Annotated in this window: 10 protein-coding genes and 1 pseudogene; 1 reads left to right on the forward strand and 10 read right to left on the reverse strand. The window is 25.4% G+C overall.

Translation table 11 applies throughout. The annotated features are described in order from the left end of the window. Positions 1-230: 230 nt before the first annotated feature. From ACY1IQ_RS15260 to ACY1IQ_RS15290, 7 genes are all read right to left on the reverse strand, one after another. Positions 231-2,762, reverse strand: a complete 2,532-nt coding sequence (locus tag ACY1IQ_RS15260) for an ABC transporter permease (protein ID WP_461614766.1) — start codon at positions 2,760-2,762, stop codon at positions 231-233. Continuing rightward, positions 2,759-3,442, reverse strand: coding sequence for an ABC transporter ATP-binding protein (locus tag ACY1IQ_RS15265; RefSeq protein WP_461614767.1), 684 nt, complete (start codon positions 3,440-3,442; stop codon positions 2,759-2,761). The genes ACY1IQ_RS15260 and ACY1IQ_RS15265 overlap by 4 nt, the downstream gene beginning before the upstream one ends. A gap of 150 nt (positions 3,443-3,592) precedes the next feature. Next, the gene (locus ACY1IQ_RS15270) at positions 3,593-3,787 is read right to left on the reverse strand and encodes a hypothetical protein (protein WP_461614768.1); all 195 of its coding nucleotides are present in this window, start codon (positions 3,785-3,787) and stop codon (positions 3,593-3,595) included. Between the two features lie 35 nt (positions 3,788-3,822). After that, complete coding sequence (locus ACY1IQ_RS15275; protein WP_461614769.1) at positions 3,823-4,107, reverse strand: CXXX repeat peptide modification system protein; 285 nt, start codon at positions 4,105-4,107, stop codon at positions 3,823-3,825. A 1-nt stretch (position 4,108) separates the two neighbouring features. Then, positions 4,109-6,232, reverse strand: a complete 2,124-nt coding sequence (locus tag ACY1IQ_RS15280) for a radical SAM peptide maturase, CXXX-repeat target family (protein WP_461614770.1) — start codon at positions 6,230-6,232, stop codon at positions 4,109-4,111. A 492-nt stretch (positions 6,233-6,724) separates the two neighbouring features. Beyond that, complete coding sequence (locus tag ACY1IQ_RS15285; RefSeq protein ID WP_461614771.1) at positions 6,725-8,515, reverse strand: ABC transporter ATP-binding protein; 1,791 nt, start codon at positions 8,513-8,515, stop codon at positions 6,725-6,727. A gap of 816 nt (positions 8,516-9,331) precedes the next feature. Beyond that, complete coding sequence (locus ACY1IQ_RS15290) at positions 9,332-9,808, reverse strand: hypothetical protein (RefSeq protein WP_461614772.1); 477 nt, start codon at positions 9,806-9,808, stop codon at positions 9,332-9,334. Positions 9,809-9,969: 161 nt separating this feature from the next. Between ACY1IQ_RS15290 and ACY1IQ_RS15295 the strand changes: the two genes are divergently transcribed. After that, positions 9,970-11,136 carry a metallophosphoesterase gene (locus ACY1IQ_RS15295; protein WP_461614773.1) on the forward strand — a complete coding sequence of 389 codons (1,167 nt, stop codon included), beginning with the start codon at positions 9,970-9,972 and terminating at the stop codon, positions 11,134-11,136. Positions 11,137-13,433: 2,297 nt separating this feature from the next. Here the strand turns inward: ACY1IQ_RS15295 and ACY1IQ_RS15300 are convergent. The 3 genes and pseudogenes from ACY1IQ_RS15300 to ACY1IQ_RS15310 form a co-directional block, all read right to left on the reverse strand. Continuing rightward, positions 13,434-14,366: pseudogene (locus ACY1IQ_RS15300) on the reverse strand (glycoside hydrolase family 25 protein); the annotation flags it as partial. A gap of 70 nt (positions 14,367-14,436) precedes the next feature. Then, positions 14,437-15,222: a flavodoxin family protein gene (locus tag ACY1IQ_RS15305; protein WP_461614774.1), complete on the reverse strand. Its 786-nt coding sequence runs from the start codon at positions 15,220-15,222 to the stop codon at positions 14,437-14,439. A 547-nt stretch (positions 15,223-15,769) separates the two neighbouring features. After that, positions 15,770-16,222, reverse strand: coding sequence for an SRPBCC family protein (locus tag ACY1IQ_RS15310; RefSeq protein WP_461614775.1), 453 nt, complete (start codon positions 16,220-16,222; stop codon positions 15,770-15,772). Between the last annotated feature and the right edge of the window lie 10 nt (positions 16,223-16,232).

Raw genomic sequence — 16,232 nt, forward strand, 5'->3', positions numbered from 1 at the left:
AAGTCACCTTCTCCAAAATCTCTATCTAAATCTTTTTCATCTTCTATATACCTATACCCAATATTAAACTTTTCCTCATCATTTAATCATACTTATTCATCCAAAAATGATTAAAGGTGATGGTACTGGATTTAGACAAAACAATAGTAACTTTTGCTGCACATCATCTAATTAATCATAAAACACCAATAATATAAAAATATCATTGATGTTTTTTATAATATATATTTTTACTCAATAGCTCTAATAGAGTTAACTATACTATCTTTAAATACCTTTCTTGAAGAGATAAGAGCTGCTATTATACAAGCTGCTGCTGCTACCACTAAAACACATAATATAGTTATGAATGGGAATCGCCATATCATTCCTGGCATAAAAACTTTTCGGGTACCTATAAAAAACAAATAAGATAATAACGTTCCTACAATTACTCCTATTATACTTCCAATTCCGCCATAAATTAAGCTTTCATTTATGATAAGTCGCTTTAATTCACCATTGCTCATTCCCACAGCTCTAAATACTGCAAATTCCTTTTTTCTTAGAGCCATACTTGTTCTCATTATTCCAAATATATTAGTTATACTTGATAAGGATGTTATAACAATGAAGCTATAAAAAAATATTCCTACTTTAAAATACTGTTCTTTAATTTTGGCTAACTCTTCTTTATAATCTTTTAAAATTAAAGTCCTATCGTTTTTTGTATCATTAATTATATCTTTCTTTACTTTCATATAATCATCTCTATTATCTAAGTCTATTTCTACACTACTATACCCATCAATATCTAAATATTTCTTTAGCATAGTATCACTCATTATAACTTCTGTATATATAGAATTGTCCTTAGGTATATATCCTTTATTGTTTAGAATTGCTCCTATTGTTACTTCTAATTTAGCATTATCATTTATTGAATTTGAATAAACTCCTTTAGATATTGTAATTTTATCTCCTACCTTAAAATTAGTAAAATTATTATACATTAGGTTTTGAACTAAAATACATACAGGTTCTTTTTCCATTAAGTCTAAATCTATTTTTCCTTCTTTTATTCTTGAATTAAATTTTTCTAACTCTCTTCTGCTATACCCTAATTCCGTTACTGTATTATATATTTGCCCTTTTTTATTAGCTTCTTTATAAAAATCAAATCTATTGGCTTTATCCTGAAAGTCTTCAATACACTCTTTTGTAATCTTATCTTTAGATTCCGTTAAATAAATCCATCCACTATTTCTTATTGACTCATTTACGAAATCTTCACCGCAGATATTTTTTAAGCTATCAATTTGTTGACTTTTTATTGGGTTATACTTAAGGTTAGTTGTTTCTACTCTAAAATCCCCTCCAAAAGATTCTTTAAATCCATAGAAAGGATCTTGTGAATTCATAATATAGTTTATAAGCATAAATAATACAACACTTATGATTATTGAAGTGGTAGTTATAATAAATCTTCCTTTATTTCTTTTTATATTACATAAAGATATATCCCATAAAAATTTTTTGGGAGTTCCACCTATTTTTTCAGTATCTTTAAACCTTATATTTTCAATATCTAAATAATTCACACAATTTAGTGCATCTATTGATGAGATTTTAGATATTTTATTTGCTGAAGCTATACTTCCTATAATTACAGATAAAATTCCAAATATATAAGAGATTTTTATAGCTTCTCCTGGTATATCTGATAAAGCATATTTGAAAGTTGTTCCACTTATGACGCTTAAAGAAAATTTATAGAAGAGTCCTCCTAAAAATATGCCTAAAAATATAAAAATTATTCCTAATAATATTCCTTCTCCAATTATTAGCCATTTAACCTGTTCTGGTGTCATACCTAATGCTTTTAGCATTCCTGTTTCTTGAGTTCTAAGCATAGTGGAACCATTAAACATGTTATAAATAATTACAGTTGAAGTTATAGTAAGTATAGAATATAAAATAAATCCTATATTATCCCAAGTTTTTAATCCCTTTAAAAGCAATTGTCTTATATAATTATCATTTGCAAAAGAGTTATATTGTAAAAATGATTCTTTTGTATCCTTTATATTTGTATTTTCTTTTACTTTAATATAAATGTCATGTATTATATCTGCTTTTTTATACTCTCCTTTTGAAATAAGCATATTTTCAGCATAATTCTTAGTTACGTATCCTAAAGCAATATTTTTATTCTTATGTATTTGCTCAAATGTTCCTACCAAAGTAAACTCCTCATTTATATTAATTGTATCTAATTTATCTATACCCTGTTCTTTTATTTTTTCTCCTTTTTTTATTTCATAAGTTAAATTTATTTTATCCCCTATTTTAGGTGTTGGTTTTAAACTATTAGTTACCCAGCTATCTAAAGCTATTTCATTATCACTAGCTGGATATTTTCCATCTACCAATGTAAATTTAAATATATCCGGTCCTCTATTATCTATACCAACTAATTGAATATCATTTTTCTCATTTAACTTTATTAGTTCGGATAAAATTACGGTATTACTTTTATCTTCAATAAACGAAAAGCCATCTATATCTTTTAAAAGTTCATCATTAGAAGTTTTAAGTTGTAAATCAAAATCTCCACCTGTTATTTCTAATATTTCTTTTTCTTTCTCTCTTTTAAAATCCTCTATGGTAAAGGTAAGGGATGTTATAAGTGCTGCACTTATCGTTATACTAATTCCTAAGAATAAACTTCTTTTCTTATTTCTTCTTATGTATTTTAGTATTAAACTAAGTACTACCTTCATAGTTTCACCTTCTTATTCTCTACAATATATCCATCTTCTATAGTTATAACTCTATTAGCTATAGATGATATATTATAATCATGGGTAACCATTACTAATGTTTGTTTATACTTCTTTATGGATTTTGTAATTAACTCCAAAACTTCTTTTCTATTTTTACCATCTAAATTTCCCGTTGGTTCATCTGCAAATATTATTTTGGGCTTTGTTACTAATGCTCGAGCTATAGCCACCCTTTGCTGTTGCCCCCCTGACAATTGTGAAGGAAGATGTTTTCTTCTATCTTGTAAACCTAATATGTTTAATACATCCTCTAAGTACTCCCCATCTACTTTTTTTCCATCCATTAATAGTGGAAGTTTTATATTTTCCTCCATAGTTAATATAGGAATCAAATTAAAAAACTGAAATATAAACCCTATATTTCTTCTTCTAAATATAGCCAAATCTCGTTCTCTCATTCCATATATATCTATATCTGATATATATACTTTTCCTGAAGATGGTCTATCTAAGCCTGCCATTAAGTGTAATAAAGTACTTTTTCCCGACCCGCTTGTCCCAACTACACAAACAAATTCTCCATCCTCAATAGTTAAATCTGTCGATTTTAAGGCTCTAATTTCATCATTGCCTGACCCATAGATTTTCTGAAGCTTAGATGTTCTTAATACACTCATTTTTACACCTTCTTTTAAATATTAAATTACTTAAACATCAAAAATAGCTAGTAAAGTAATCCTTATACTAGCTATCTTTTATTAGTAATATATTATAAAAGCTATGCTATTATATTTAAATTAATTACAAATATTATTATAATTTTCTTATTATCTAAATAGTACAGAACCTCCACAGCTACTATGACAGCTAGCACTACAACTATCACGACAATATCCATCACAATAGAAATGGCAACTTCCTCCACAATCACCGTCGCAAGTTCTATCACATGCTACACATTCTGGTCCCATTAATTGACTATAAGGCTTTTGATTTTGATTTGGTGAAAACATATTTCTCATTTTAATTCCCCCTCATATTTTTAATAGCATAACTTTTATTTTTTTAAATATACTTCATTATTATCATAATTTAATGTCCACATTCCTTCTTTTGAATTCTCTAAATTATATTTCTCTTCTACGGTTCTCCACCATTTAGATATAGATAACTCTGTATCATCTGCTTTTTTTCTCATTTTTTCTAAAAGCATTTCTTGATTCTCTATACTTAAATTATCAAAACCCATATATAATTCATTTAAAGCATCTATTCTTTCTTCTAAAAGTAATATTTCTCTTTTTTCTTCTTCTGTAATAGTAGCTAAATATTTTAATTCCACTTTATTTCACCCCTATCATTATTAAAGGATCATTGTATTCAATTTCAGAAAAATCTTTACTTTTTATAACATCTTTTAATTGTTCTTTTAGAATTTTCGACTTATTTCTTTCTATATGACTTATAACACATTGATTTTTAGGTGGTATTTTATACTCTCCTGTGTATTTTTTATTTAAATATTTACATTGTTTGCATTGATTGGAATCACATACTTTACATACTGGACTACTATCTATCTTCAAATTATTTTTTATAAGATCTTCGTTAATTCCAGTTTCTATATTTCCTAATATATCACCTATTTTATCAAAATAAAAAGCAGGACATATATAAAAATTTCCATCTGGGCCTAATGTTATGGAATTTTCACCTGCATCACACCCATAATGTTCTTCTAAATTAAGTATATCTGTTAACACATTAATTTCTATAGTTTTGTTTTCTTTATAAATTCTACTTGTTAATTCTATAACTTTATCTAATTCTCTACTATATTCATCAAATTCTTTCTCATTCCAATCACTAATATTCTGTAATATTATATTTATTCTTTTATTACATACACTTAACTTTTCAACATATTTGCATAAGTTTTTTATGTTATCTTTATTTATTCTCAAAATGCATCCGTTAGTTGAATCCTTACTAGTCGATACAAAATTATCATAAATAATTATAGATTTATCATCTATATAATCACATCTGGTAGACACTATATTTGTATAACAATTTTTCTTATTTAAATATCTCTCCCTAGACTCTCCTAATAAAACCACTTCATAATCATTATTCAATGCAAAATTGATTGCTTTTTCAAATAACTCTTTTGACATTTTTTTATTCTTATCTTTTTGTTTATTTACATCATACAAACATGTTGAAACTATATTATCATCCAACATCACCTGCAAGAATTTTCTGTCATTTATTCCTTCATAATCTCTTCTTGGAGATTTATTTCCCGTCAAAACTTCATATTTTCTCCAAAATCGTTTATTAGCTCTTACATTTGCTTTATGCATTTTACATATGTGCTTAGCTCTACTAAATATAGTACCATACTCATCATAGTTATAGCCTACGCACCAAGAACATCCAGAAGCAACCTCACAATTTAAACACTCATTATCGCTAATTTCTTTAAAACTTAAAGCTTTAAAAGGTCTCAAGCTATCTTCTATTACCCCTATATATATATTTCCTATAGATAATCCATTTCTATTACTTAAAGAAAAGTCTAGAAATCTTATGCAAGGGAAAAAATTTCCTTCACAATCTATCGCTAGCATTTTACCTGAGCCACATACTCCTTTATCTAAATCACTTTTATTTAACTTATTTCCTATATGTGGCTCAAAAAATCTCACATAATATTCATCCCATAATTTATTTTCTAATATATAATCTCCTAATTCATCTAGTTGTTTTTCAAATATAATATCATCTCCCTCTTTCCACACATCTTCAAATACCACATTTGCTGAAACTTCTTTAATCCCATTTTCCCATAAACTAATAATACTATCTTTTAAATATGGTAAATCACCACTAGAAAATGTAGCTTTTGTACTTACACCTTTAAATTGGCTCTTCCACAAATCTGCGTTTTGCATAACATCATCATAGCTTCCAGATCCATTCTTATATACTCTTTGTAAATCATGTTTTTTCTTATTTCCATCAATACTAATACCTATAGAAATATGTTTCCTATTCTTCTTTATGTACTTTTGTACTTTTTCAGAATTATATAAAATTCCATTAGTTGAGAAACTAAATCTATATGAATCAAACCATGGATGATCTAAATCAAACATTTTAAATTTTATATAATCACAAACTTTATCTATCAAATCTATTTCTAGAAAAGGTTCTCCTCCAATAAAGTTCCATACTACAGAGTCTTCATTAAAAAAATCTTTATTCTCTAATATATAATCTACAGATTTTTTAGCTATTTCAAAAGTCATCTTCTTTTTCTGATTTTTTCCAGTCATATAACAGTATTTGCAAGCCAAATTGCAGTCTTCTGTTACACAAAATGTTATATCTTTGATACTGTCAGGGTTTTTATTTCCCTTCCATATATTACTATAAGATGTCATTTTTATAGTATTATTCATATTATTACCTCCTCATATGTAATTTTACATTTATTACTTATATTGTATATATTATCATTACTTTATTTATACTTCAACGCATTGGATAATTTTTACAATTATTTCTTATTACAAAATTATAAGTTTAACTTATACACTATTTTAACCTCATAGAGTAAATATAGATAATTATTTCATCTACTGATCCTCAGTCGAATAAGCAAAAATACCTTCATATATCATATATAATTGTTTTATATAATATCATAACTTTTAACTATATCACCTATAGGTGGTTTATGGCATATATCTCTACATAGAAAACTATCTTCCATGTGATTATCAGTTATTTAATTTTGTTCACAAAAATAAACTTAGAATAATGAATTATTCTAAGTTTATCTTTAATAATAATATTCTGCATATTGCTAATTTTTTTCATTTTTCCGAAATATTCATCATATTAAAAATCAACAATATCTATATTAATTTTTCATACTTTATTTAAGGATTTCATTGTTGTATTTTGCAATTACCTATTTGAATATTATATAATGTATTATAGATTCCTTTTAAATTAATAAGCTCTTCATGGGTTCCACTTTCTACAATCGCACCTTCTTCTAAAACAATTATATTATTAGATTGCTTAATAAAATTATTGAATCTATGAGCTACAATTATACCTATTTTATTTTTTAGTAAATCATTATACATATTAGACAAATTGTATTCTGATATAGCATCTAATGCTGCATTAGGTTCATCCAATATATATATATCAGCTTTTTTCGCAAATGCTCTTGCTAAAGCAATTTTTTGCCATTGGCCTATAGATATTTGCTTTCCATCGTCGAACCAATATCCCAATTGAACATCTATGTTTTTAGGTTCATTAATTGTTAACTCTTGTAGATTAAACTTATTGCTAATTTCACTAATTCTATTATCGTTATCAATAATATCTAAATTCCCATAACCTATATTTTCTCTAAAAGTAGCTTCAAACCTAGCAAAATCTTGAAATAAAGTACCTATTTTTTTTAGCAATTCTGATTTATCTATTTCTCTTAATTCAATTTCATTTATGTATATATTCCCTTCATAATCATCATAAAATCCCATTATTATTTTTATTAAAGTAGTTTTACCACTTCCATTTTTTCCTATTATAGATAAAAATTCACCTTTCTTAATAACTAAATTAACGTCTTTTAGAATGTATTTTCCATTTTGCTTATATTTGTAATAAAGATGCTCTATTCTTATTTCTTCCACTTCATCTATTTCCTTTAAAATTGTTACCTCTTTTGTATTATTTAGATTTAAAAACTTATAAAGCTGATCTATATAAATACTTTCTTTTTGTATACTTGCAAATGTCTGTAATATATTCTTAATATAAGATTTTATATCCATAATTGTTCTAGTATAAGTTATTACATTTCCTATTAGGATTTCATTAATATATCCATTATAAACAACATAAGCAAACATAAATCCATTTAAAATCTCTTCAAAAATATCTAAAATAGATAAGTACGATATGGACGATTTTGTGATTTTTAAATCTTGTGCATTAAATTTTTTAATATAATTCTTATATGTATTTATAAAATAATCAAATAATTTATAAGTTTTTAGATCCTTATAATTGTCGCCATTTTCAATAAGATAACTATAATACCAAGCCTTTCTCTCCTCATTAGTTCTAGCTTTTATTATTTTAAATTGTTTTATATTTATATTTCTAACTATAAAATACTTAATAATTGGAACTATTAATGCTATAAATACAAGCCAAACTTTAAAATGAAATAAAATAATTACATAAGAAATCATAGTAATAAAGTTACTCATAGCACTAATAAACATATTAAAATAGGATAACAACTTACTTTCACTTTCATGTTGTGCCCGCTTAATCATATCATAAGTTTCACTATTTTCATAATCTTTGAGATTAAGACTTCCTGCTTTTTGTAATATTTCTTCTTTAATTATTAAGTTAAATTTAAAACTAAACTTAGTATTAAAATATCCTACTAACCCCTGAAATATAGTTTGAACTAAATTTATTCCTGAATAAGCTATATAAATAAAAATTAAACTGAGATTTTTCATTCCAAGCTGTATTAAATTGATTATTTTCTGCATTAATAATAATGAAATTGTAGGAAATATACCTGTTGCTACTATAGAAATTAAAGTAATTAAAATATATATCTTATCTACTTTATAAATATATTTTATTGTTTTAATTAAATTCCTCCAAATATTAGTAGTAATTTTTTCTTCATTCATAATTAATCTCCTATTAAATAAATCTATTAATATAAATAATTAATCTTATATACTAATACAAATGTTCTATTAATTTGGAATATTTGTATTAGTCATGCTATTTTTCATATTTACTGCTCAGCAAAATCTAATAAACAATATGAATTTACAAAAAACATAATATTGTCTTATAAAAATTTCTACTGTAATTTTATTTAACAATTCAACATATTAATTGAATTGTTAATAGATACCTATTTAATTATAGAAAAATTTATCAGTATTATTTATAAGCTTGTCTACTATAAAATATAGACATCATACTAAAGTTATTTCTTAAAATTCACTACATTTCAATATATTGTTTGTATACATAAAAGTATCAAAACTAATTTTTTATTATCATATCTATAATGTAATAAATATCTAAAAATATTGAACTCCTATTTCTTTAAAAGATTAATATATAAATACAAAAACATACTTCATTTTAAATAATTCTTATATTATATTTAAAAATACTTTCACAATAATATATAAACATCTCATCAGAATATTAACTCCTTTTTCTAATTATGTCAATTTTTATAATATAATCACTCCAATCTGTGATTTATCAAACGAACAAAATCATCTTTAGATATTAACACTTCTAAATTTAATATTAAAGTCAATTGATAATTATCATTAAATCATGTACATTTTTTTTACATAGTTTGTTTTTAATCATAATTTAATTGCACTATTTTTTACATTCTTCAGAACATTACTTTTATTCTTACGAAAATATAGCTGCTTCAAAACTAACTTTTTAAATTAATTCTGAAACAGCTCCTTTTAGTCTATAAATATTTCCCAATCTCCGCATTCACATTGTATTATGTATAAAGTTTTTGAATCAAAATCACTTTCTCCAAAATCTCTATCTAAATCTTTTTCATCTTCTATATATCTATACCCAATATTAAACTTTTCCTCATAATCATCTTCTTCATCATATTCCTCTAAATAGTCATACTCATAATTTTCCTCTTCAGTTTTATAATGTAAAAATTTTTCATAAGTAGAACTATCTGTTTTTATATCAAAATTTTCCAACTTATACACAGTAGATTGATTATTTTCACAACAATTATTTCGTGAAAGTTTTTTCACTTCAGCATATTCATTTTCAGCTCCAAATTGAACTACTTCTAATATTTCCTCTTCACTCATTGATAATTTTACTTTGTGCTCATAATCAGAGAATCCCTTAAATTTATTTACAGGTAATTTTATTCTCTCATCTTCTGTTTCTAAAATTAAATATTCCAAGTACATCACTCCATTTAACTTTTTGTATAGTTATTTTAACATATTTTTTATCATTTATACATTTATTTGAATTATCTAATAAATTTATATATAAATACATTTATTTACCTAAATTAGTTAATAATAACCTAATAAGATAACTGAAAAAAGGAGGAAAAATTATGGATATGACAGTATTTCTTAAAGATATATTTTCAGTGATTTTACTTGCCTTAGTTTTCATTATGGTAAATTATTATATAAGTAAAAATATATATGAGTCTATTAGTCATTATTTTTCTTCCTTAAGTGAGAGAATTTTTTATTATATCTTTTGGACTATTGCTCTTTGTTACGTTATTGGTACTTTTGGTAAAAATATTTTACCCTATTATTTACTTTTACCACTATTAACTATAGGATGTTTTTATTTAGGAGTCCTTTATTACTTAATATTATTCCTTCCCATCTTTGCATTAATAAGATTTATATATAAAAAATTTGCTCCTAAATCTGAAAGATTAAAGAGATTCTTAAGAACGATATATCTTAATGGTGTCTTTGTTTTTATTATAATAGGTATTATTATTTCCCTTGGTTATTTTAATAGCCGTAATGTAAAAACCACTATTTACAATATAGATATTTCAAAGCCATCTAAGCTTAATACTTTAAAAGTAGTCTTTCTTTCAGATGTACATTTAGGTGTAGGAATTAATGATAAAGATTTTTTTAAACTTATAGATAAAATAAATAAAGAAGATGTAGATTTAGTTCTGCTAGGAGGAGATTTTTTTGATGAATCCACTCCTAAAGAATACATAATAAAAATGAAGGAAGGATTAGCAAGTATTAAAAGTAAATACGGCGTTTATGGTATTATAGGTAATCATGAATATCAATATGGAACCATAGAAGAAATCAAATCTAGTTATGAATCTATAAATTTATTAATTGATGAATATATAAAGATAGAAGACATCTACATAGTTGGTAGAAATGATTTTTCATCTACTGATATAAATTATTTAAGAAAAGACTTATCTGATGTAATTTCTAATATAGACAAGAATAAACCAATTATATTATTAGATCATAAACCTCTGGATAGTGATTTAAATATAAAGAATAATATTGATTTACAACTCTCTGGTCATACTCATAATGGTCAATTTTTTATTAATCAGGTGTTAGTAGATTTAATGTATCCTTATAGATATGGTCTTCATAAAATTGATAATTTTAATTTAATTGTATCTTCTGGCTATGGTACTTGGGGACCACCTATAAGAGTGGCTTCAAATAGTGAGTTTGTAATAATTAATATTACGTTCAACAATAAATCATAATTAACATTTTTTAAATTCATATTAAAAATGAGGAAGAAAAGCATTATACTAATCTCTAATAAATAAAATGTCTCAAAATTATTTACGTGTTTTTTATAATTATTTGTATATTAAAAAATACCCTGATTATCAGGGTACTTCCTCAGCTATCTTTTATGCTTTTTATGATGCTTTTTCTTTTTCTTTTTATCATTAGCTTTATGATGATTATTTTCATACCAATGTTTGTAATGAATACCATCCCAATCTTCTAACATTTTTTTATCCTCTTTTAAATATTCATAGTGATATTCATCTTTAAAGTCCCTATATTCTTTCCTACTATTACGTTCTATATCATCTTCACTTTCATTTTTTGCACAATATTCTCTCTCATCTTTACTTTCATTTTCCATGCAGGGTTCTGTCTTATGTTCACCTAAATCTTCCTCACAATATTCAATTGCATCGCCATTTTTGCTTTCCCTATATTCTTCTCCTATTTCATTTTCATCTTTATTTTCTGTATTTTCTTCTTCTGCTTTTTTATCTTCATCTTTATTTTCTATGCATTCTTCTTCTATTTTATATTCATCTTCATTTTCTGTACGTTCTTCTTCTCCTCTATATTCGTCTTCATTTTCTATATATTTTTCTTCTATTTTATATTCATCTTCATTTTCTGTACATTCTTCTTCTATTTTATATTCATCTTCATTTTCTGTACGCTCTTCTTCTCCTCTATATTCATCTTCATTTTCTGTATATTTTTCTTCTATTTTATATTCATCTTCATTTTTAGTATCATTTTCTATTTCATTTTCACTTTCATATTCTATATCGTAATTATATTCTTCATCTATATGTCTTTCATATTCAGTATAATCTTCCTCATTATAATTATATAGAGCATAAAGATTAATTCTATTTTCAGTAATATCCTCTTCTTGTATTTTTCTATCTACATAATTATCTATGATATTATCTTCTAATATTTCTTCATTATTTTTTTTGCTATACTGTATTATGTGTTCACTGTTATAGTTATTATAAAACTCTTCATCTCTATAATCATCTATCTCATAATCCCCAAAATCATCATCATAATAACCTCGTGCAAATTCAAATTCTTCACCATAGTCCATTGTAGTTATATTAGATACCTGAATGTTAGGCTTCCGTTTATATTCAAAGTCATCAAATTCATTTGTAATTATATTAGATACCTGAATGCTAGGCTCCACTTCATATTCAAAGTCATAAAAATCATTTGCAATTATATTGGATACCTGAATGTTAGGTTCCCATTTATATTCAAAGTCATCAAATTCATTTGCAGTTATATTGGATACCTGAATGTTAGGCTCCCATTTATATTCAAAGTCATCAAATTCATCTGTAATTATATTAGATGCTTGAATATTATACTCCCTTTCATATTCAAAGTCATTAAACTCATCTGTAATTACATTTGATGCCTGAATGTTATACTCCCTTTCATACTCAAAGTTATCAAATTCATCTGCAATTATATTAGATACCTGAATATTAGTCTCTTCTTCATATTCAAAGTCATCAAATTCATTTTTTTCTTCTTCTAAAGTATATTTAAATACAGGAGAATACTCTCTTTTATTCTCATTTTTTCTTTCCATATACCCCTTCGGATCCACTACTTTAACAGGATAATAATAAAGCTCATCACTTTCATCATAATATATCTCATATTTGCTTCTATAACAATTATTATAATTTTTTTCATCTTCGTAATACTGATTCTCTTCATAAACTTTATCTAATTTATTGTATTCTATATTATAAGAATCATCATTTTCTACATCTTGATAGTCATTATCATACCATTTACTAGAATTTTCAAGTCTCATATCTTCTTTATCGAATTCTTCAAGTTTCATATAATTCCTATAATAATTATACGCTCTATTACAATTATCAGATTTTATGTCCTTTTTATAATCACTATAACCTTCCTCGTAACTTATAGGCTCCATATCTTTTTTATAACTATTTTGTTCTTTATCATAGTTAAATTCCATATGTTTTTTGTAACAATTGCAATCTTTACTATCCTCTTTAGGGCTCACATGTTCTTTATATTCAGTGTGTTTTTTATCGTAATTTTCAACCTCTATATCTTTTCTACAACTACTATATTCTTTCGTATAATCCTCAGAATATTTATCCTTTTCCATAGAATCTTGTCTAGTATAATCTTCTGAAAAGTATTTGCACTTTTCTTTTTCCTGTCTTGTACTACTATTATCACTTTCCATCTCATCATAAGCTTGCCTAAGCATTACTATAGTTTTTGTTCTGTTTTGAGAAAAATCTCCAGTTACATCGAAAGCTTCAATTCCCACTTCATATCTAGCATTTTTATTTGGAGACCAAAGTCTTATAGTATGACTGGTAGCATTTTTGCCTACAGTACCTACATATTCAGCGCCTAAGAATATATTATATCCATTTAAGTCTACATCCGTATTCCTGTCCCAAGATAAATAGATATTCCTATCATCACCATAAGCTTTTAAGTTTCTAACATCTCTAGGTGGTGTTAAGTAATCTAGATTAGTAGGACCATAATTTAAATCTACTGGAGGATTTATACCTGGCATAGTTCCATTTTCAGTAAATTGCCACATTGTCCACCTAGTCCATCCTCCTGCATCTCTTGGATAAGGCGGATTCCCTGGAATTTCTGGATACATCGCAATCCAGAGAGGCATATCAGATAATATAAAACCTTTTCTGGAATGATAAAAATTGTTATAAAGATCAATAAAAAAAGCACCAGTATAAAGCATTAATATTCTTCTAGTTTTTCTTTCAAATCTCTTTCTAAATCTATCTACCCAATCTAATAGCGCATCAGTAGAAATTGATTTATCTATTGGAGCTTCTACATCTACTACTGGGAACATATCTCCATATCTTCCTGGGCCATATGCTTCTTGGAGTATTCTAATAAAATCATCACACTGTGAATCAGCAGTACTTAAATCATAGGAAGGTACTGCATAGTGATATGCACCGCTTATTATTCCTACAGACCTAAGCCCTCTAACATATTCAAAAAATCTTCTATCAACTCTAAATCTTCCTGTTCCTGAACCAGACGCACGTACATAACAATATGGTGTTCTAGTTGCTAACAATGTATAATCTACATCACCTCTATATTCATTTATATCAGGACCTATGATATTATTAGGACTTTTATCTTGCATAGATTCCTCCATATATAAAGTAATTCACTTATATAATATTACAATATGGAAATTTTTGTTACATATTATTTTAACTATAAATTCTATTTTGACTTAATACCTTATTTTCTTCCTCATACTGTACATTATCAACTGGCTGTATTTTTTTTGAAAAGTAATTATAAAAGCTTTTGCTTATTATTTTTTTAAAAATGTTTACTTTGCAATTAAAATAATAATCTCCATTGTAATTTTTCTCTTTCCAATAAACTCTATCTAATGGAAGGATTTTATTAGCTAAAGCTCGCTGAACCTGATAATTTATTAGTACATCCATTGTAGGTTTATATTTTTTACTTGAACTATTAAGAAGTTCTTTAAAATTCTTTAATTCATCACTTTTTACTTCATTATTTATATTTTTTATATTTCTAGTTATACTGCCTGCTGGAATAGCACCCCAAGCAATAATAGTTTTTTTCATTAGTTTTATAGTATCCTTCAATCCAGATGAAGCAGTGGTAGCTACTATTAATATAGGTATTTTAACTAACTCTGGTCTATGAAACCATTTTGAAGTCCTATCAATAAAAACTTTTAATTTTCCTGTTATAGAAGACATATAAACTGGTGAGCTTAAAATAATTCCATCACAATTCAATAATTTATTTATTATTATCTCTATATCATCTTTTATATGACATTTGTCTTTTGTTATGCAATTAAAACATCCTCTACACTCACTTATGTTATAATCAAATAAATTAATTATTTCTACTTCCATTTCTTCTTTTAAAAGTTTCTCTTTTATTTTTATTAATAAATTATAAGTATTTCCCTTTCTCTTACTACTATTAATAGCAACTATTCTTTTCATAAAAATGACTCCTTTAATACTATTATAAATATATAAACTTAAACTAAGCTATTAAATCAATTCATCATTGTAGATATTTCCCAACAAAAGTTAAAACATTTAAAATTATTTATTCTTGAAATGGTGCAATCACTTTTGCACATTATAATTTAATTATATTGTCTATATTCATTATTTTAGTTAAATAGTAAACCTCGTTCCGAAACATACTGCACCTTAAGAGACCCTTATACAATTGAGAATTGACGATTGACAATGAAGAATTATTGATACTTCTCTTTTATAAGAGAAGTTCTAAATTTATTTCTTTTCAAAATGACGTAGTCACTTTTATTGGAAAATCTATTTAAAGAAATTAATTTAATCAAAACTAATTTCAACCTTAATTGTGCATCGTGAATTTTGAATTATACATTATTTTAATTTGCGAATTAAAATATTTAATGGTGTAATTATTAGTTATACACTAACTTTTTATAATATATCTATACAATAGATATATTATAAAAGCATAAAAAAATATGCAAGATATTTATCTTGCATATTTTTAAGATACACAGCAAACTAACTCATCCATAAAATAATTTTGAAGTTTTTCTAAATGATTAAGATCATCTTCCTTAATTACTTCGAATATTTGCTCTGCTAAATCTTCTTGAAAATTATCAAAATTTACTTCTGCTAAATATTGAACTAAGGTTCCTTCATCTGACTCCTCAAAACTATATTTATATATAGTTTGTACGCCCCCTCTTTTGCTCTTAATAGTAAATATTTTATTAGTAATAAAATCTATAATTTCTGCTGTAGATTGTAATTCAATATCATCACTTAGCATTATACTCCTAAGCTTGGTTCCCTCTCCTAGAGGTTCTTCAGATAATTTCTCCATATTTAAAATGTGATCCCATATTATTGAAAAAACCTTTAATTCCACAAATAAGTTAAATATGTCTTCTAATTTCTTTGGTATAACTATGGAATTTGAAAACTTGTACATTTTTTCATCC

The sequence above is a fragment of the Clostridium sp. Marseille-QA1073 genome (assembly GCF_054863625.1).

Excerpts from the sequence above, each read along its gene's own strand:
- ACY1IQ_RS15285 (WP_461614771.1), bottom strand. The coding sequence starts at position 8,515 with ATGAATGAAGAAAAAATTACTACTAATATTTGGAGGAATTTAATTAAA.
- ACY1IQ_RS15270 (WP_461614768.1), bottom strand. The coding sequence starts at position 3,787 with ATGAGAAATATGTTTTCACCAAATCAAAATCAAAAGCCTTATAGTCAA.
- ACY1IQ_RS15260 (WP_461614766.1), bottom strand. The coding sequence starts at position 2,762 with ATGAAGGTAGTACTTAGTTTAATACTAAAATACATAAGAAGAAATAAG.
- ACY1IQ_RS15305 (WP_461614774.1), bottom strand. The coding sequence starts at position 15,222 with ATGAAAAGAATAGTTGCTATTAATAGTAGTAAGAGAAAGGGAAATACT.
- ACY1IQ_RS15310 (WP_461614775.1), bottom strand. The coding sequence starts at position 16,222 with ATGTACAAGTTTTCAAATTCCATAGTTATACCAAAGAAATTAGAAGAC.
- ACY1IQ_RS15295 (WP_461614773.1), top strand. The coding sequence starts at position 9,970 with ATGGATATGACAGTATTTCTTAAAGATATATTTTCAGTGATTTTACTT.
- ACY1IQ_RS15280 (WP_461614770.1), bottom strand. The coding sequence starts at position 6,232 with ATGAATAATACTATAAAAATGACATCTTATAGTAATATATGGAAGGGA.
- ACY1IQ_RS15265 (WP_461614767.1), bottom strand. The coding sequence starts at position 3,442 with ATGAGTGTATTAAGAACATCTAAGCTTCAGAAAATCTATGGGTCAGGC.